General features: G+C 36.2%; 19 protein-coding genes, 1 tRNA gene and 1 pseudogene. 17 read left to right on the forward strand and 4 right to left on the reverse strand.

What is annotated here, in order from left to right:
* Window positions 1-454: 454 nt before the first annotated feature.
* The 6 genes and pseudogenes from JOS54_RS00455 (at window position 455) to JOS54_RS00480 (ending at window position 2,945) form a co-directional block, all read left to right on the forward strand.
* Window positions 455-1,114, forward strand: a complete 660-nt coding sequence (locus tag JOS54_RS00455; RefSeq protein WP_203245122.1) for a hypothetical protein — start codon at window positions 455-457, stop codon at window positions 1,112-1,114.
* Window positions 1,115-1,246: 132 nt separating this feature from the next.
* Entirely contained in the window at window positions 1,247-1,570 is a 324-nt protein-coding gene (locus JOS54_RS00460; protein ID WP_203245123.1) for a hypothetical protein, read from the forward strand.
* A gap of 119 nt (window positions 1,571-1,689) precedes the next feature.
* Window positions 1,690-2,134 (forward strand): annotated as a pseudogene (locus JOS54_RS00470) (CbrC family protein).
* 62 nt (window positions 2,135-2,196) lie between these two features.
* Window positions 2,197-2,433 (forward strand): hypothetical protein, encoded by a 237-nt coding sequence (locus JOS54_RS00475; RefSeq protein ID WP_203245126.1) that lies wholly within the window; start codon window positions 2,197-2,199, stop codon window positions 2,431-2,433.
* 82 nt (window positions 2,434-2,515) lie between these two features.
* Complete coding sequence (locus JOS54_RS07920; protein WP_255520666.1) at window positions 2,516-2,638, forward strand: hypothetical protein; 123 nt, start codon at window positions 2,516-2,518, stop codon at window positions 2,636-2,638.
* Between the two features lie 73 nt (window positions 2,639-2,711).
* On the forward strand, window positions 2,712-2,945 hold the full coding sequence (locus tag JOS54_RS00480) for a recombinase family protein (protein ID WP_203245128.1): 234 nt from the start codon (window positions 2,712-2,714) through the stop codon (window positions 2,943-2,945).
* Window positions 2,946-3,706: 761 nt separating this feature from the next.
* On the opposite strand, the gene JOS54_RS00485 is transcribed toward JOS54_RS00480, so the two are convergent.
* Window positions 3,707-4,549 carry a pyridoxamine kinase gene (locus JOS54_RS00485; RefSeq protein WP_203245130.1) on the reverse strand — a complete coding sequence of 281 codons (843 nt, stop codon included), beginning with the start codon at window positions 4,547-4,549 and terminating at the stop codon, window positions 3,707-3,709.
* 329 nt (window positions 4,550-4,878) lie between these two features.
* Between JOS54_RS00485 and JOS54_RS00490 the strand changes: the two genes are divergently transcribed.
* The gene (locus JOS54_RS00490; RefSeq protein ID WP_203245132.1) at window positions 4,879-5,445 is read left to right on the forward strand and encodes a chromate transporter; all 567 of its coding nucleotides are present in this window, start codon (window positions 4,879-4,881) and stop codon (window positions 5,443-5,445) included.
* Window positions 5,442-6,011, forward strand: coding sequence for a chromate transporter (locus tag JOS54_RS00495; RefSeq protein WP_203245133.1), 570 nt, complete (start codon window positions 5,442-5,444; stop codon window positions 6,009-6,011). The genes JOS54_RS00490 and JOS54_RS00495 overlap by 4 nt, the downstream gene beginning before the upstream one ends.
* Before the next feature lie 237 nt (window positions 6,012-6,248).
* On the opposite strand, the gene JOS54_RS00500 is transcribed toward JOS54_RS00495, so the two are convergent.
* A complete protein-coding gene (locus JOS54_RS00500) occupies window positions 6,249-7,247 on the reverse strand; it encodes an AraC family transcriptional regulator (RefSeq protein WP_203245135.1) in 999 nt (332 codons plus the stop codon).
* Between the two features lie 110 nt (window positions 7,248-7,357).
* Between JOS54_RS00500 and JOS54_RS00505 the strand changes: the two genes are divergently transcribed.
* Window positions 7,358-9,265 carry a beta-glucoside-specific PTS transporter subunit IIABC gene (locus JOS54_RS00505; RefSeq protein ID WP_203245137.1) on the forward strand — a complete coding sequence of 636 codons (1,908 nt, stop codon included), beginning with the start codon at window positions 7,358-7,360 and terminating at the stop codon, window positions 9,263-9,265.
* A gap of 41 nt (window positions 9,266-9,306) precedes the next feature.
* Complete coding sequence (locus JOS54_RS00510; protein ID WP_203245139.1) at window positions 9,307-10,797, forward strand: family 1 glycosylhydrolase; 1,491 nt, start codon at window positions 9,307-9,309, stop codon at window positions 10,795-10,797.
* 169 nt (window positions 10,798-10,966) lie between these two features.
* Here JOS54_RS00510 and JOS54_RS00515 read toward each other — a convergent pair.
* Window positions 10,967-11,040 (reverse strand) — tRNA-His (locus JOS54_RS00515).
* Between the two features lie 43 nt (window positions 11,041-11,083).
* Between JOS54_RS00515 and JOS54_RS00520 the strand changes: the two genes are divergently transcribed.
* The 7 genes from JOS54_RS00520 (at window position 11,084) to JOS54_RS00550 (ending at window position 17,860) form a co-directional block, all read left to right on the forward strand.
* The gene (locus JOS54_RS00520) at window positions 11,084-11,809 is read left to right on the forward strand and encodes a M48 family metallopeptidase (RefSeq protein WP_203245140.1); all 726 of its coding nucleotides are present in this window, start codon (window positions 11,084-11,086) and stop codon (window positions 11,807-11,809) included.
* Window positions 11,810-12,077: 268 nt separating this feature from the next.
* The gene (locus JOS54_RS00525) at window positions 12,078-12,746 is read left to right on the forward strand and encodes an ankyrin repeat domain-containing protein (protein WP_203245141.1); all 669 of its coding nucleotides are present in this window, start codon (window positions 12,078-12,080) and stop codon (window positions 12,744-12,746) included.
* 10 nt (window positions 12,747-12,756) lie between these two features.
* On the forward strand, window positions 12,757-14,832 hold the full coding sequence (locus tag JOS54_RS00530) for a translation factor GTPase family protein (protein WP_203245142.1): 2,076 nt from the start codon (window positions 12,757-12,759) through the stop codon (window positions 14,830-14,832).
* A 91-nt stretch (window positions 14,833-14,923) separates the two neighbouring features.
* A complete protein-coding gene (locus JOS54_RS00535; RefSeq protein ID WP_203245143.1) occupies window positions 14,924-15,235 on the forward strand; it encodes a single-stranded DNA-binding protein in 312 nt (103 codons plus the stop codon).
* A 45-nt stretch (window positions 15,236-15,280) separates the two neighbouring features.
* Window positions 15,281-15,925, forward strand: coding sequence for a trimeric intracellular cation channel family protein (locus JOS54_RS00540; protein ID WP_203245144.1), 645 nt, complete (start codon window positions 15,281-15,283; stop codon window positions 15,923-15,925).
* An 11-nt stretch (window positions 15,926-15,936) separates the two neighbouring features.
* Entirely contained in the window at window positions 15,937-17,571 is a 1,635-nt protein-coding gene (locus tag JOS54_RS00545; protein ID WP_203245145.1) for a DUF5605 domain-containing protein, read from the forward strand.
* Window positions 17,572-17,602: 31 nt separating this feature from the next.
* Complete coding sequence (locus JOS54_RS00550) at window positions 17,603-17,860, forward strand: kinase to dihydroxyacetone kinase (RefSeq protein ID WP_203245146.1); 258 nt, start codon at window positions 17,603-17,605, stop codon at window positions 17,858-17,860.
* On the opposite strand, the gene JOS54_RS00555 is transcribed toward JOS54_RS00550, so the two are convergent.
* Window positions 17,857-18,324 (reverse strand): hypothetical protein, encoded by a 468-nt coding sequence (locus JOS54_RS00555; RefSeq protein ID WP_203245147.1) that lies wholly within the window; start codon window positions 18,322-18,324, stop codon window positions 17,857-17,859. The two genes, JOS54_RS00550 and JOS54_RS00555, sit on opposite strands and share 4 nt — an antisense overlap.
* Window positions 18,325-18,345: the final 21 nt, after the last annotated feature.

An 18,345-nucleotide genomic window follows, 5' to 3' on the forward strand; every position in this document is an offset into this window, starting at 1 on the left:
TTTGGAGGAATTTTAATGAAGATATATCCATATTTTTGATAGGAATAAAGCAGACATGGGACAATAATCTCTTTAAAATTGTGCTATTTACAGTTGGAACTGTCCTTCTTGTATCGTTGATACGCAAGCTTGTGATGGTCAGCAAGAGTGGCGGAAAATTTTCAGAGCCTATGCATATCGCAAATGGAAATTTATATATTTATAGCGGTATTGTTCCGGGGAACCGAGTGATTCCTTTGAAGGAGCTTGAAGCGGTTGATATACACTTTGTGCGCAGAAGGCATCTAAATGGTCACAGATATTTTATAGAGTTTGTGAGAAAAAAGGGAGAAACAAGGGTATCATTATTGGAAAGGATAAGGGTACTGAAGAGAGACTGTCTCAGATTAAGAAGCAGCTGAAGAAGAACAGAGTGAAGGTTCACGAGATAAAGTAAGTGAAGGAAAATAGGTTAATGATAGTGGAAACTAAGAAAAAATCGGTTCCTTGGAAAGAAGGGAAAGTCATATCGGTGTACCTTCGAGATGGGAGATACATATTGGCGCAGATGGTAAAATCGCCATACATGGTTTTCTTTAACCTTTTTAGCGAGGATAACTCGTGGGGAGGTGTGACTTTGTCAACTGATAAGGTGCTGTTCTGTCATGCGGTTACGCGTCAGTGGAAAGCGCACAGTCCCATCGAGCGCATTAAAGGTGTAGAGCCGCTTTCTGACTACGAGCTTCCAACCAGATGGATTCATACAGAAGGGCTCGGTCACAGAAGTCGAGAAATTATCGTTGATGGAGTAAAGCGAAGTGTGGTAATTCTCGGTACACGACTAGCATTGGTTGAAAGAGATATGATAGATAATAGCAAGAACAATGCACCGTGCGGACTCTATCATACGATGGTTAAGTCTGATTTAAAAGAAGCAGATTGGCCGATGGTGGAAAATATAGAAACAATGTCAGTCGAGATGTACCCGGGCTTGAATGAGCGGCTATACTTGTGTAGCCTTCTGGGGAAAAATGTAAATCCGGAGCTTGAGATTTACCTCGGTAGACCGATTCCGGAAGTATATAACACATATGTAAAGATAATGTGCGGAGACAAAATCCCCGATTACTGTTAATACGACGAATTAAAATCAATACCTAGTTAAACCCCTTGAATCTGGAAGATGAAAAGGGGTATTATACTGGGCACAGATTAATGGATTTAACCATGGTAAATCAAAATAAATCGAAGGAAATGGGAGGACACAATGGGAAATAGAGAAATGAAAGTTAGAGTTAATATGCCGGTACTCCCCGAGAGATTAGGGGGATACACAGTTACAGCAAATAGGTTCGACGACATGTTCCTAAAGCTCTTCGACAAAGAGCCTTACGGAATCAACTCGGAGATTAACCTTATCGCCGGGGACGAGAGAACTAGCGTTGAAACCTTGGATATAGATAGAGGTGGAAGTTGCATGAGCATCAGCCTCAAGATTGGATATCCAGAAGCATTTACTTCAGGTGAAGTGCTAAGTAGACTTGCTGATGCGGTTGCGCCTTATAAGTGTGGCGTCGAGAAGATAGCGTAGATATTAAATGAAATCGGATGAAGACCATAAAAGTTTACATATAGAGCGAAAAATAGCATGTAAATAGCGATAAAATGACTCAGACACTCGATAAATCACATGTAAACGTGATATATTTAATGGGATTGTGCATTTGCGAGAACAAAACGGTAATAGGAAGGATATACTATAGTTCGTTTCCTTATTGTGTTGGAGAGATTGAGTACTTATGCCCGGAGTGTATAGCTAGTGGTGAGGCAGCTAAAGAATTCGATGCGGAATTCGTGCAGGATGCCGAATGGGAAGGAGAAGTCGAAGGAGTTATTTGAAAGAACTCCAGGCTATATGAGCTGGCAGGGAGAGCACTGGCTATCATGCTGTAACGACTACTGCGCATATCTAGGAACAGTTGGCACAAAGGAGCTTGAGGAGATGGGTATTGCAGATGAGGTTATAGAAGAGTACGAGATGAGGTCAGAATACACCGATATCAGAGAGTACCTATACAAAGATGGCGATATGTGTGGATACTTATTTCGCTGTCTACACTGCGGTAAATACCACATCTATGTCGATGCGAGTTAATTTGTACGGTTGATAGGTGAATCTGGCATATTAAAGCGAAAGACGAATTCGGAGGAATTTTAATGAAGATATATCCATATTTTTTGATAGGAATAAAGCAGACATGGGACAATAATCTCTTTAAAATTGTGCTATTTACAGTTGGAACTGTCCTTCTTGTATCGTTGATACGCAAGCTTGTGATGGTCAGCAAGAGTGGCGGAAAATTTTCAGAGTCTATGCATATCGCAAATGGAAATTTATATATTCATAGCGGTATTGTTCCGGGGAACCGAGTGAAGGTTCACGAGATAAAGTAAGTGAAGGGAAATAGGTTAATAATAGTGGAAACTAAGAAAAAATCGGTTTGCCTAGGAAAGAGTTTTCCGGAATGATAAGAGAATGCAAAAAGGAAATATAGATATAGTATTAACTAAAGGTATAAGTTGTTTTGATTATGATACTAAAGATGAATTAGAAGCTATAAGAAAATTCAAACCGTGGGAAAAAGAATTATTTTTGTGAAAGATAAAATTGATACCGAAACGGTAAATGATGAACTATAAATAATTGGAGAAGTGAAAATATGCGTTGAGGATTGAAACACAGGGCAGAGAATGGAATATCAGGATTATATAGTAGAGTTTGCTATGGCTATAAAAAAGGTAAAAATGGCATGCTTGTCATTGATGAAGTAGAAGCAAAAGTCGCAAGAAATATTTTTGATTGGTATTTAGAAGGACTGAGCATTGGTGGGATTATAAATAGGCTTGAAGAAAAGAAAATCAAGATACCTAAAGGGAAAAAGCGGTGGAGTAAAAGAGCAATTTGAAGCAGTTCGACTTGAAATGGTATCTCGCAACAATATGGAAGTTTTAGAAGACGGAACAGTGCGTAGAAAGAATAAAAAATATAGTTCGAAGAAAGGTGTCAAATCATGATGGAAAACTTAAAATATAGATTATGGTATTCATTAATCTTATGTTTCAGAAAATTTATGGGATTGTTATTTTTCGTTTATGAAATTGTAAGATACCCAATTAAAAATATTTCAATATGGTTAGTGGAATCATGAATTTACACTCTAAATGCAACAATTAAATAATGACTCATAGCCTTGGTATAGTGGTGTTTGAGAAGACATCCCATTACCCAAGGAGGGACTATGAGTCATTGTAAGCATCTTACATTAAATGATAGAAATAAGATAGAGGTTTGAAATGCGACGGGATATTTTGAGGATGAATATGGTGTTTGTGCGGATGCTACCACAAGCATATTGGATTCCGGCTATGATTTAATGAAGCTGAGATAACAGGATATTATAAAAAACTCACAGAGTTATACCATCAATAAGTCAGATAATAATATAGATTTCCGTTTGGTAAGAAATTGAAAAGTCTACTTTGATAATACCGAATAAAGTTTGATCATAGATATGATAAATCAACGTGGTATCACCTATGTTATTCATCATGCTAGTCCATGGCAATTTTTTTATAAACAAGATATTTCAGAAAAGGGAGATGATATTATTGGTCATTATCATATTTGAACTAAATAATCATTAAAAAAGGAACAATCGTTCCTTTTTTAGCCTTTATTGTAATTATCAAGTGATTTAATTAAGAATGGCATGGCTTGTTCAAAGTTAACCCCATAGGTATTATAATTTTCTTCTTCCAATGTCTTATGAATAGACTCTTTCACATAATCACAAGCAAGGGTCATAGCTTTTAACAATGATAAACCTTGTATAAGTCCACCACTGAAAGTACTTGCCCAAATATCACCAGTACCATGGAAATGTCTCGGTTCTTCTTGATTGAAGTAACTCGTGAAGGTATCACTATCTTTTTCATATGCATAAGCACCAATAGAGCCATGTTCAAATTGAATACCTGTAAGAATAGCAGTAGGACAACCAAGGTCGGTTAGTTTACGCAAAACATCTTGAATATAAGCTTCATCATATTTTTCTTGATAAGGAATGTCTAATAAGAAGGATGCTTCCGTAAGATTGGGGACAATTATATCTGCAACAGCGCATAATTCACCCATTTTATGAGCAAATGGAACATCAAATCCGGGGTATAATTCACCATTATCTGCCATGCATGGATCGACAACCTTTAAAGCATTTTTGCCGAATTGATTAAATAAATTTTGTGCTAACTCAATCTGATCAAAGGACCCTAAGTATCCAGTGTATACTCCATTAAATGAAAAGCCTTCTTTTTGCCAATGGGCAAGAATCGGTTCAACTTCTCTTGTTAAATCATGAAAGGTGAATTCTGAAAACATGGTATGAGTAGATAATACAGCAGTAGGGATAACAGCTGTTTCAATACCTATTGCCGAAAGAATTGGTAAAGCAACCGTTAATGAACACTTTCCTACACAGGAAACATCCTGCATTGTAATAATTTTTTTCATATAAACTATTCTCCAATACCATCATTATAATGGTTTTGTATGAAAATACCATTGCATGATAGTATTCTTATACAGAATTAGTTGTGTTGAGAGAGATAAGTTAGAATGAAAGTAACAAAAGAAAGTTATCATTAGGGAAAAATAGGGCATATGAAAAAGCATGAAATATCGATTATTGATATGAACTAATCCTATTTCTACCATTGGAAATTTTTAGAAGATATTCTAAATGAGGAAAGGACACAACGAAATAGAAAATCCTTTGTGCAACAAAGAATTAAGAGAAATGAAACTATTTATCTAATTATAAGTGTATTATTATAAGAGCGATGATGAGTAAAAAAGAGAATTTCAGTTATATGAAGTTATTTTTTGAAATGATGCTAATCAGTGCATTTACTTTTGGGGGTGGATTTGTCATCATCAGCATGATGAAAAAGAAATTTTGTGAAGAATTGCACTGGGTTGGGGAAGATGAGGTGCTGGACATGACCGCAATTGCTCAATCTGCGCCAGGAGCTCTTGCTGTTAATAGTGCGATTATTTTTGGGTATCATGTTGCCGGAATTACGGGTGTTTTGTTATCTACTCTTGCGATAATTATTCCGCCAATAGTTATCATTACAATTGTTTGTATGATATATGAGGCATTTTCTACTAATGCGGTAGCACAAACAGCTTTACGTGTTATGCGTGCAGGTATAACAGCAATAATTATAGATGTTGTTATTGATCTTGGAAGTTTAGTGATTCATGCAAGGAATAGAATTCATATTTTTTTGATGTCGGTTGCATTTATAGCAGTCTATTTCTTTAGTATTGGTACCATTACAATTATTTTATTATTTATTATTTTGGGTATTGCAATGAATTTCTTAAAAGGGGAGATATCATGATATTTATTGAAATGTTTCTAACCTATTTTCAAATTGGCTTGTTTTCATTTGGTGGTGGTTATGCTGCAATGCCACTTATTCAGTCTCTTGTGGTCGAAGGCAAGAAGTGGTTAACTTTTTCGGAATATTCGGATTTAGTAACAATCGCAGAAATGACACCGGGACCTATAGCTGTTAATAGCGCAACATTTGTTGGGCAGAAGATAGCCGGCATGCCCGGAGCGATTGTCTGTACACTGGGTTGTATTACACCATCTTTGCTTATTGTCCTATTGCTGGCATGGGCATACAAAAAATATCGTGGATTATCAATTGTTCGGAATATCTTAGAAGAAGTACGATTGGCAGTAATTGCAATGATTGCTGGAGTGGGTATAACTATTTTATTGTTATCCTGTTTTAAAATTCATTCACTTTGGCAGATAACTAATGCAGATATACAGTGGGTAGAACTAGTCTTATTTGTGGTGTCACTTATCTTGTTGCGTAAAAAGAAAGTTGGTCCAGTACAAATTATTTTTGGGACAGCAGTAATTGGAACATTTGTTTACACAATGATTTTATAAATAATTCACTTTAAGAAGGTTGCCATTACCTCGTGTTATAAGGCTAGCTTTTTTATAATGGAACGGATGATAAGTTGTATTCTTAAAATTCAAGAAAAAAGCATTTGTTCATTGAATAAAAAAAGTAAAAGGAATAATTCCAGTGCATCGAAGATAAGAAAACAGATAGATTGATTTTTAAAACCCCCAAAAAGCAATTTATCTCTGAAAATAATCTATAGTTTAACCAGTTGAAAATCACTTATCATGATTTCTACGGAATTGATTCGGTGAAACACCATTCTTGTCTTTAAAATACTTGTACAGGATATTAAGATTAGAAAAACCAGTATTCTCAGCAATTTTTTCAATCGTTAAGGAACTGTTCAGAAGATATTTTTCAACCTCTAAAATTTTATTATCAATTTGAATTTCTTTAAATGTTTTGCCATAGTTCTTCTTTAATAAGTTAGACAAATATTTTTCATGATAGCCAAATAGCTTAGCCACTTGTGTTAAAGTAGCTGTTTTGTAGTTATTGTTCAAATAATTAACGATATTAAAAACATGATTAGATTTTTGATCGGAAAAATGAACCGTTGAAGTCAAATAATCGTTTTTAGGATTGAACAATTCAAGTAAGATGATAGAAAAATAGTTTTGAATAGAATACAACTTATAAGGATTATCTTCATAGTATTCAATTAATAAATATTGAAATAAGTGTCTAATTTTTGGATTTTTAGCAGTCTTAAAAATAATGTAGTTATCATGACTTTCATTGGAGTAAAGAGCCTTGTTCATAAAAGTAGATAAAGTATTGTTCGTATTGACCGTTAAAAGTGATTTGAAATAATCATTGGACATAACAATATTGATGATAATATCTTTGAATTTCGGTTTCATCTTAGCTCTTACAACCTGTGTATCAAAGAAACAAATATCTCCTTCTTCAAGAATAATTTCTTTATCTTCAATAAAATACGCACATTTACCTGAATAAATATAATTCACATTCAAATTGGTAAAGATATGAAAAGGCATAAAATTATAACGAGAATCCTTACGAATGAATAAAGGTGAATTTTCTAATTGCCTTGTTGTAACCTCAATCACTTCTTTTCCTTTAATAAACTTTCTTTTTGAATAGCCCAGTTCATACTTTTTGGAATAACTACCAGCATGACTAAGGTAATACAATTCATTTTCAGTATGTGTAAATAGTTTTTTTTCTAAGTTTTTAATTTCTTGATCCATAAAAATATTATATCTTACTTTTTGATAAGAAATACCTTTCTTTCTGGAATTTAGATGAGGATATTTATGAGGTAGAATAAAATTGTTAAGGGATAAAGGAGGAACATACTATGGGGAAAGATTATTCTGCATTGGCTGCTGACATTGTTAAGCATGTTGGTGGAAAAGAGAATGTTATTGATTTAAGACATTGTGTTACTCGCCTTCGCTTCAAACTAAAAGATGAATCGAAAGCAGATACAGAGTATCTTAAAAAACGTGAGGGTATTGTTACGGTTGTACAAGCGAGTGGTCAATACCAAGTGGTGATTGGTAATCATGTTCCGGATGTTTATGCTGCTGTCGTAAAAGAAGGCATTACGGTTGGTAGAGAAGTAGAGGAAGAAGAATTCGTTGTCACAAAAGGAAATATTTTCAACCGATTAATTGATGTGATTTCGGGTATTTTCCAACCAGTATTAGGGGCTATGGCCGCCGCCGGTATTATCAAGGGTGTTGTTGCACTGTTGAAAGCAGTGTGGGCTATTACTCCACAAAATTCAATCTTGGCTTTATTGTTAAACGCCGCCGGGGATGGATTGTATCAATTTTTACCGATTATTTTGGCTATTACAGCCGCAAGAAAATTCAAAATGTCTGAATTTACCGCTACAGCTATTGGAGCGGCATTAGTATATCCCGCTTTACCAGCCGGTGTTGCCGCTTTGAAAAAGGTAGGAATAACAACGATATTTGGTATTCCATTTAGCTTACCGACAGCCGGTAATTACTTATCTACCGTTGTGCCAATTATCTTAGCTATTTGGTTTGCGTCACATATTGAAAGAATTGTAAAGAAACATTCACCGGACTTCATCAAGATGTTTCTAGCACCATTCGTAACAATCATTTTAACAGTTCCACTATCATTTATGATTATTGGACCGGTTGCTAATATCCTTTCCGATCTTCTTTCGCAAGGATTCACGAGTATTTTATCTTTCAGTCCAATTTTATATGGCTTCGTAATGGCCGGCATGTGGCAAATCTTGGTTATGTTTGGCTTACACTGGGCAATTGTTCCTTTAGGAATTTTGCAGTTCTCGCAAAATGGATGGGCGACAATTTTAGTTCCTAACGCTATTGTTGCCTTTACACAAACAGGCGTGCTTTTAGCTATCCTTATGAAGACAAAAGAATCTAAGGTGAAATCACTTGGTTGGCCAGCGCTTATTTCCTCTGTGTTTGGTATCACAGAACCATCGATTTATGGTATTACCTTACCAATGAAAACACCATTTATTATCTCATGTATTGTATCCGCTATCTTAGGTGGTGTGTTGCAAATCTTTAATTTAAAAAACTATGCCATGGGAGCTTTGGGTGTCTTCGCAATCCCGGGTTATATCAGTCCAACCGAAGGTTTAACACCGATGTTTATTTTGATTGCCATGCAGATTGTAGCTGTACTTGTTTCTTTTGCGGTTCAAATGGTGATTCCAATTCCTATTTTATATGGAGAAGATAAGAAACAAAATAATGTTGAAAAGAATGAAACTGAACAAAAAGATATGGAAACAGTAAAAGGAGAAGTATTCACAAGTCCTATGATGGGAACTATGGTTCGTTTAAAGGATGTTCCGGATGAAGTGTTTGCGTCAGGCTCTATGGGAAAAGGCGTTGCGATTAATCCAAGTGATGGTACAGTCGTTGCTCCAATTGATGCAGAAATTACTGTTGTATTCCCAACCGGTCATGCGATTGGCATGCGCACAAAAGGAGGTGCTGAAGTCTTGATTCATATAGGTATGGATACAGTATCTTTGGCAGGTAAAGGCTTTAAACCATTTGTGTCTGTTGGTGATAAAGTAAAAGCAGGAGATAAGCTTCTTGAGTTTAACTTAGACATCATTCGTGAAGCAAAACGACCAGTAATTTCACCAATCATCGTCACAAATTCAGCTGAATTCAGTGATGTGGAAGTAACAGATGCAGGAAATATTCAAATCAATGATTTCCTATTTAAAACAATCAAGTAAGGAATTCTTTCCTTATAGCAAATAAAAAGGGAGGTAAAATCATGAAAAACAATTTTCCAAAAGGGTTTTTATGGGGTGGTGCCATTGCGGCAACCCAAGCCGAAGGGGCGTATGATGTTGGGGGTAGAGGTTTAATCAAGTTAGATGTTACGACCGGTGGATCAAAGGAGCACCCACGTATTACGACTTATATTGATAAAGATGGTAAACCGGGCGAGGCCTCTGGTCATGGTCATCATGCTATGATTCCGGAAGGTGCCAAATACGCTATTTTAGACGGCTATTATTATCCAAATCACGATGGCGTTAATTTTTACTATCGTTATAAAGAAGACATTAAGTTATTTGCAGAAATGGGCTATTCTATTTTCAGACTATCTATTTCTTGGAGCCGTATTTTCCCAAATGGTGATGAATTAGAACCAAACCAAGAAGGCTTAAACTTCTATCGCCAAGTGTTTGAAGAATGCCACAAATATGGCATTGAACCATTGGTTTCTATTTGGCATTTTGATACACCGCTTGCCTTAGAAGTGAACTATGGTGGTTGGAATAACCGTAAGCTAATTGAATTCTATGAACGCTTTGCAAGAGTTATTTTCACTGAATACAAAGGTCTTGTTAAGTATTGGCTAACTTTTAATGAAATCAATAATACCGTAATGATGCTAGATATGTTTGGTGGTAAAGCAACGAAAGAAATGTATCAACAAGGGTATCAACAACTGCATTATCAATTCGTAGCAAGTGCTCGTGCTGTACAAGTTGGTCATGAAATTGATCCCGAAAATAAGATTGGTTGTATGATTTGCGGAATTACCTTCTATCCGGCAACTTGTGATCCTAACGACATTTTGGCGAATGAACATAAGTGGCAACAAGGCATTTATTATTGTGGTGATGTTCAAGTAAAAGGTGAATATCCAAGCTATGCAAAATGTCTATGGAATTTACATGATGTGAAGTTGGATATAACTGAGCAAGATTTGCAAGAATTAAAGAAGGGTTGTGTGGATATGTACACATTCTCTTACTATATGTCCAACAATGTAACAACCCATGCGGTAAGTGAAGAGGATAAGGTAAAGGGAAATTTTTCAACAGGTGCTCGTAATGAGTATTTGGAATATTCTGATTGGGGTTGGGCACAGGATCCAAAGGGTTTAACTTACTATCTTGAGAAGATTTACGATCGTTATCGTGTACCTTTGATGGTGGTTGAAAATGGTTTAGGTGCTTTGGATAAGGTAGAAGCAGATGGTAGTATTCATGATGATTATCGTATTGATTATCATCGTAATCATATCAAAGCTATGGCGGAAGCTATTGCTAATGGGGTTGATTTGATTGCTTATACAACTTGGGGCTGTATTGATATTGTTTCAGCGGGTACAGGTGAAATGCGTAAACGCTATGGTTTTATCTACGTAGATAAAGATGATGAAGGCAAGGGAACATTTAATCGTACACCAAAGGACTCTTTCTATTGGTATAAAAAAGTAATTGCTTCGAATGGTGATGATTTGGATTAGTTGTTATTGCACTAGAAAAGCGATTGAGAAAACATATTTCTCAGTCGTTTTTCGTTGTAAAATAAAAACGCTCTTTAAAAGAAGAGCGAGCAAGGGCGATTGAAATGGATACCTATTGTATACCACCAAATAAGAAAAGCCCTTAAAACAAGGACTTTTAAACCATATAGGCGATTGACGAGACTCGAACTCGCGAGTGCTGGAGCCACAATCCAGTGTGTTAACCAACTTCACCACAACCGCCATGTGCCTGAACATTCTAGCATATAGAAAGGATGAGTTCAATATGCAAGATATAAAATTTTTATATTCCATTGCGAATGAGCTTTATACTGTAAAGGTTCGTTTTAAAAACATTCGTCATTTGTACTTAAGAGTCATTGGCAATCACGTCATTCAGATTAGTTGCAATCGTTTTGTTGAAAAAGAAAAAATACTTCGTTTTATTCAATCAAAGGAACTGTGGATACGTCAACATTCAAAACCACTCTCTAAAATAAAAGGAGTGAGCATTCAAGATGGATACTTAATTGTCTTTGGTCAAAAGAAAGCCATCACTTTAAAAAGAGGAGATAGACACAATATTGTTCCAATTAAGGATGATTATATTATTACACTTCCGGAATTTACACAAAAAGAATTCGAGAAAGTGGTACAAGCATTTTATCGTTTTTATATGCTTAATGAAGCAATGGCTATGCGAAATAAATACGATGAAAAAATTAAAGCGACTGGTATGGATAAACTTCCACATATCTATGTCAGCAAAATGAAATCGCGCTGGGGCTCTTTCTCAGTTAGAACCAATCGTATTCATTTAAATCAACAACTCATCTTTTATCCTAAGAGGGCATTAGAAGCTGTCTTGGCTCATGAATATGCCCATATTTTAGTTCCTAATCATAGTCTTTCTTTTTATCAAGTGTTATTAAAATGGTTACCTGACTATAAAGAATACACCAAACTATTAAAAGAAGAACCATACGATTTCGAAGGAAATGACATTCTTTGAAAGTGCTTTCATAATTTTTAATAAATTTAACATAAGAACAAAGTAAAAGCTATTGAGTTGTGCTAAAAGATTGTTACAATGAGACTAGAAGAAAGTCAAAGCGAGGTGATCATTATGAAAAGGGTCGTTCAAATACAATTCGTTTTCATTGAACCATCCGATAGGGTTGTCTTGGTCTTTGGCGTGGATAATGGTGTAGGTTTTAAAGTGGACTGATTTTGATTGGTCCACTTTTTCTATACTTGTTTGAGACAAGGAGGTAAAGAAAATGGATCAGACAAACCTGGAATTCTTCGAAGCTGCCGCAAATGGTGATTTCGCAAAAGTATGTAGTACAGTTGCTAAAGGGGCTGATGTGAATGTGGTCAATGGCGAAGGTAGAACAGCTTTAATGAGAAGTGCAAAACGTGGCTACGAAGACATCGTTCGTTTCTTAATCGACCATGGTGCAAAGGTGGATGCGCGTGATAAGAATAATAAGACAGCCATCATGGGAGCGGCTAAGAAGGGACATTTAGAAATTGTTCGTATGCTGGAGCATGCCGGAGCAGATGTGAATGCGCGTGATAATAAAGGTCGTAGTGCACTGGCAAGAGCTGCTTTATTGGGAGAATTAGAAGCCGTAGAATATTTAATTTCAAAGGGAGCTGATGTGAATTCACAAGATGAAAAGGGAAGAACTGCTTTAATGGAAGCTGTCAATTCCTACAGTATGGATGTTGTAGAAGTCTTGGTGAAACATGGAGCGAATGTGAATCAAGCTGACTTTGAAGGTTGCACCGCTTTAATGAGAGCGGCTTATACAGGCATTCCAAGTTTAGTACAAACTTTATTGCACTTAGGGGCTGATCGTAATGTTATGGATCACCATGGTAAATTAGCCATTCATTATGTTCGTAAAGAATGCTTTGAAGATTTGAAAGGCGTTTTGGCGTGAGGTGGTTTCTATGCAATTAAGAGATTATAAAGCAAATGAGGTTCGTAATGTTGTCGTACTTGGTCATTCTGGAGCTGGTAAGTCTTCTTTAATGGAAGCGGCTTTGTATTACACCAAAGGAATTGAGAAATATGGTAAAAACCAAGACGGTACCAGTGCCTTAAATTACGATGCCGAGGAAGGCAAAAGAGGTGTATCGGTGTATTGTCATGTGGCACCGATTCTTTGGAAAGATATGAAAATCAATCTATTGGATACACCGGGTTATTTAGATTATCAAGGTGAAGAAGTCACGGGTTTAAGAGTGGGTGATAATGCTTTGATTGTTGTGGATGCGAAAGAATCTTTGAAATCAGGTACGATTCGTGCTTGGAAAGAAGCGGTTCTCAGACAACAGCTTCCAACCATTTTCTTCATCAATAAATTAGATGATGAACAAGCGGATTTTCAAACACGCTATGAAGAATTAAGAGAGAAATTTGGTAAGTCTGTCATCTTATTTGAAAGACCAATTATTGAAAATCGTAAGGTGTTAGGATCGGTTAATATTCTTCGTAAAAAAGCTTGGTATTATGATCATCCTGATAAGCCGGAAGAAGTGCCGGCTAATCTAAAAGAAGAAATTGATGCTTATTACAATGAAATTAGTGAAGTCATTGCAATGGGTGATGATGAATTGATGGAAAAGTTCTTCTCGGGTGAGGCCTTTGATGAGCATGAATTAGCAAAAGGCTTGCGTTTGGGTGTTCGCTCGGGTGAAATTCATCCGGTTTATTGTGGTAGTGCTGATCAACAAACCGGTATTGAGCGTTTGTTGGATTTAATTCATGAATACTTCCCAAGCTATGCAGAGAAAGGAAGTATAGAAGCAGAAGATTTAAAAGGTAATCCGGTTTTATTGGAAACCAATGAACAAGAAGCTCTTAGTGCCTTTATTTTTAAGACAATCGTGGATCCATATGTTGGTAAGATTTCTTACTTGAAAGTGATGAGTGGTGTCTTAAATAGTGATTCGCAAGTTTACAATCCAAAGAAAGATACAACTGAAAAGGTATCGCAGGTTTATGTTTTAAATGGCAAATACCAGATTGGTGTAGGTAAATTATTTACCGGTGATATTGGAGCGGTTGTTAAGCTACAAAAAAGTGAAACAGGGGATACCCTGGGAACTCGTGCTAAAGAAGTGGTTTATCCGGAAATTGATTATCCAAAACCAATGTTGGGCTATGCGATTCATCCTGTTTCCAAAGCCGATGAAGATAAGATGTCAGTTGGCATTCATAATTTAATGTTGGAAGATAAGACCATTCATTTTATGAATAATGAAGAAACGCATGAACAAGTGTTATACGGGTTGGGAGATCAACATATTGATTTAATTCTAAGTAAGCTAAAATCTAAATATAAAGTTCAGGTAACAACGTCAGTTCCAATCATTCAATATCGTGAAACCATTACACAAACGGCACAGGCACAAGGTCGTTATAAGAAACAAAATGGTGGTGCTGGTCAATTTGGTGATGTTTGGGTACGCTTTGAACCATGCGATAGTGAGGAAATGGTCTTTGCAGAAGAGGTCTTTGGTGGAGCTGTTCCAAAACAATTCTTTGCGCCGACAGAAACAGGCTTGCGTGAAGCGATGAAGAAGGGTCCTTTGGCCGGCTATAAAGTGGTCGGTATTAAAGCTACCCTATACGATGGTTCTTACCACCCGGTGGATTCAAAAGAAAATGCCTTCAAAGAGGCGGCACGTTTAGCTGTTCAAGCCGGTTTACCAAAAGCAAAGCCGGTCTTATTAGAACCAATCGGTAAAGTGACAGTTATGGCACCGGAGGAATACACGGGTACGATTATGGGTGATGTTACGAAGAGACGTGGTGTGATTACCGATGTGAGTGCTAATGAAACGGGTGAACAGATTATTCAAGCCGAAGTTCCGATGGCAGAAATGTTAACATACGCGACAGAGTTAAGGTCGATGAGTCAAGGCGTTGGTACCTATGTCTTAGAGTTTGACCGTTATGAACCTGCTCCTCGTGACGTATCAGAAAAAGTTATCGCAACTAGAAAAGAAGCACAGCAATAAAGGAAATCGAAAAGATTTCCTTTTTTAAAGGGGATTTTTCATTTTGGCGGGAAAGAAATAGATGAGGCAAGAAAAGCCGAGGAGGAATACTATGTGTGATACCAATGCGGTAGAAATCAGTGGCACCATTGCGGAAGAACCTGTTTATCGAACCACGAAGAACAATCAAGGAATGTCTACTTTTTGCATTAAAGTGCAAAGACAAGAGCCTTCCAAAGCTAAAGACTTTTTAAATGTGGTTGCTTGGGGTGAACAAGCTAATCTAGTTCGTGAATCATATCATGAAGGTGAACGAATTGGGGTAAAGGGTCATCTGCGTAAGCAATACTACATAGGTCAAGATGGAACGAAACGTTATAATCTGCAAATTGTAGCAGAAGATATCTATCAACCAAAAAGTTAGAAAAAGTGCGGTGTCATCCGCATTTTTTATGCCATAATAGTAACCATGGATGCCTTTTCAACTTTTCAATGGATTTTAGAAATGCTCGGAACAATTACGTTTGCGATATCCGGTTCCATCATCGGTATACGGTCAAAATTGGATTTATTCGGTGTATCGATGTTGGCAGTGATTACCGCTACTTGCGGGGGATTGATTCGTGATGTCATACTGGGTATTTTTCCACCGGTTTCTTTACAAAATCCAAGTTATATATTGTTATCAATTGCAGTTGGGATTATTACTTTTTGTGTGGTTTACTTTCGTATGGAAGAGAAAATATCGGGACGTAAAAATGCGCGGATTGTCTTATTGTGGATGGATTCCATTGGTTTGGGTGTTTTTACAGTTGTTGGGATTGCCCAAGCTTATCGCTTGTACCCCCAAAGAAGCAATTCTTTGTTTGTACTAGCCGGTGTTTTGACTGGTGTTGGTGGAGGATTGATTCGTGATGTGATTGTGAATGATTTGCCACAAATCTTTCGGAAAGACATTTATGCGAGTGCTTCGATTGTCGGAGCCTTGGTGTGTACTTTGTTAATTCGTATGCAAGTTTCCATGAGTGTTTGGATGTTATTTGGTACAATATTGATAACGATTATACGCTTAGTAGCGGTGTATCGGAAATGGGAGCTACCGAAGCTTAAATAAAGGAGAAAAAAATGAATGAAGAAAACAAACAAGTCCTCTATCATCCGGTAAAGTTGTCAGTAAAAGCTGAACAATTGGAAAATCAATGGGCTAAGGTATTAGTTACCAATAAATTTGAAAGTAAAATTTTAGATACTTATTATGAAAACGGAAACTATGTGGCTCGTTTTCTGCCTCGATATGAAGGTCGTTACAACTATGTTTTCCAAAGCAATTTTGGTTTAAAGGAACATGGCACAATTGATGTGGAAAAAGGACATTTCCATGGTCAAGTTATGGTGAAAGATGGTCAATTTGTTTATCAAGATGGTAGTTATTTCTATCCTTTTGGTAGTGTTGTAATGGATTTATTACAGTATGAGGAAGAAGAATTTAGAGCATGTGTGCATGAATTGGTTGAAAATGCTGTGAACTTAGTTTCTTTTTCTATCCTAGCTGACAAACAAGAAACCTTGGATGATGCGTATTGGAGCTATTTATCAGATGTAATAGCTTATCTTGAAGATAAACAAATTCAAGCTGAGCTTGTTTTATTGACGGAAGATAGCCCAAGCATTTCTCGTTTGGATTGGTTAAAGATTGCTTTAAATCGTTTGTCGGTGTTTACAAATGTTTGGTGGAACTTAGGCAATCCAAATGAAGCGATTGTATGGACAAATAATGATTTCAATCTTCTAGCAAAAGAAATTGTTTCAAAGGATCAAGACCATCGTCTTTTCAGTGTTATTTCAAATGAAATAATGGATGTTGAAAACTCTTCCTTTACACACATCGAATGGGATGCAAGCGATAATTATGCTAAAGAAATAGAAATGATGAAGTCTTACCATAAACCACTCATCGTTCGTTCTTATGGTCATGAGGGTGGTGATATGGAAGCAATTATGGCGCAAGAAGTTAGTCGCCGTATGTGGGATATTATTTTAAGAGGAGCTTCTATTTTTGCCGATGGATTAACTTTGAAGCGCATGCCTCTATTAGCAATTTTCTTTGAACAAATGAAGCCGGTCGTTGCTTCAAAAGTATTAAAGGATACCTTAGTTCTAAAAGAAGAGGAGACAACATTAAAGCCAACGATGTCCTTACGCTACTTTGGGTACCATACACCAGCTAAAGTGAAATTGGATTTCGATAAGGAAGAAAGCTATCAGGTAGAAGTAATGGATACTTGGAACTTGGCTTTTAGTGAAGCTTCTTATCATGGACAAGATGAGGTTGTTTTGCCGGAAGAACCTTACATGGCACTATTTATACAAAAAAATAAAGGGATTTCTTTACTGAAAGAAGCCTATGGTGTAGAAGATGAAATGGAAGAAGAACCAATTCAAGAAGAAGTGGTAGTGGAGGATTACCAAACAGAACAAGAAGAACTTCCATCTTTCGCAAATGATTTTGATTTTGAATTACCGGATGGACCGGTTGAAAGAGATTTAATTGATGAATTGAAAGATTCTTTTTCCTTGTCTACATTGGATGAAGGTGAAACGGAATCATTTTCTTTAACCGATTCTTTACAGGTATCAACTGACTTTGATTTAGTGGACGACGAATTACCGGATATTGTGACACAAGCTCATGACTTCCGGTTGGATGAAAAAAAGGAAGAAGATTCCTTGGAAATACCTAGTATCCGTTTTTATGATTAAGTAGTATATAATATGTAGAGGGAGAATAATTATGGAACCATTAGAATTTAAATTTGATACACAATTATTAATCGATGGCGAAAATCTTGATGAAGATGAAATTGATGAATATATTACCGAAAATTTTGAAGGAGATAGTTTATTAGTGGTAGGTGATGATACTTTAATTAAGATTCATTTCCACACCAATCGTCCTTGGGAAATTTTGGCATATGGTCAATCCATTGGTGACATCTATGATGTGGTTGTCGAAAATATGGAGCGCCAACAAAATGGTTTAAAGGGTTAAAGCCCTTTTTTTGTACTTAAAATATAACTATAGAAATAATTCATAGCAATCCAATAGCTGTACTCACTTAAACCAGTAATCTTACCTTGACTAATGATGGATAAAGCCGCTAATAAGAAAAACAAACTTAATATTTTCCAAGTGGATGGGTAACAATAAAATTCCTTTAAAAAAGGATAGGTATAAAGAGCCAATGAAATATTTGCGAAAAGTAAATGAAGCTGTGGATGTATTGGATAAGTAATAAACAAAGTCAACAATAAAGAAATCAATAAACAAAAAGAAATTTTATGATATTGAATGCGATAAAGGGTATAGGAAACCTGCAGTGCCATTCCGAAAGCGATAAGTTGATAGAAAAGAGATTGATTAACCAATCCGCTTAAATTTTCTTGTGGATGAGCTATCCATAAACAAAGATATAAGAAAGACATAATCCATTTAAGGAAGAAAGAATAATGCATACAATTAGTATACAAGTCTTC

It is taken from the genome of Bulleidia sp. zg-1006, assembly GCF_016812035.1.
Classification (GTDB): Bacteria; Bacillota_I; Bacilli_A; order Erysipelotrichales; family Erysipelotrichaceae; genus Bulleidia.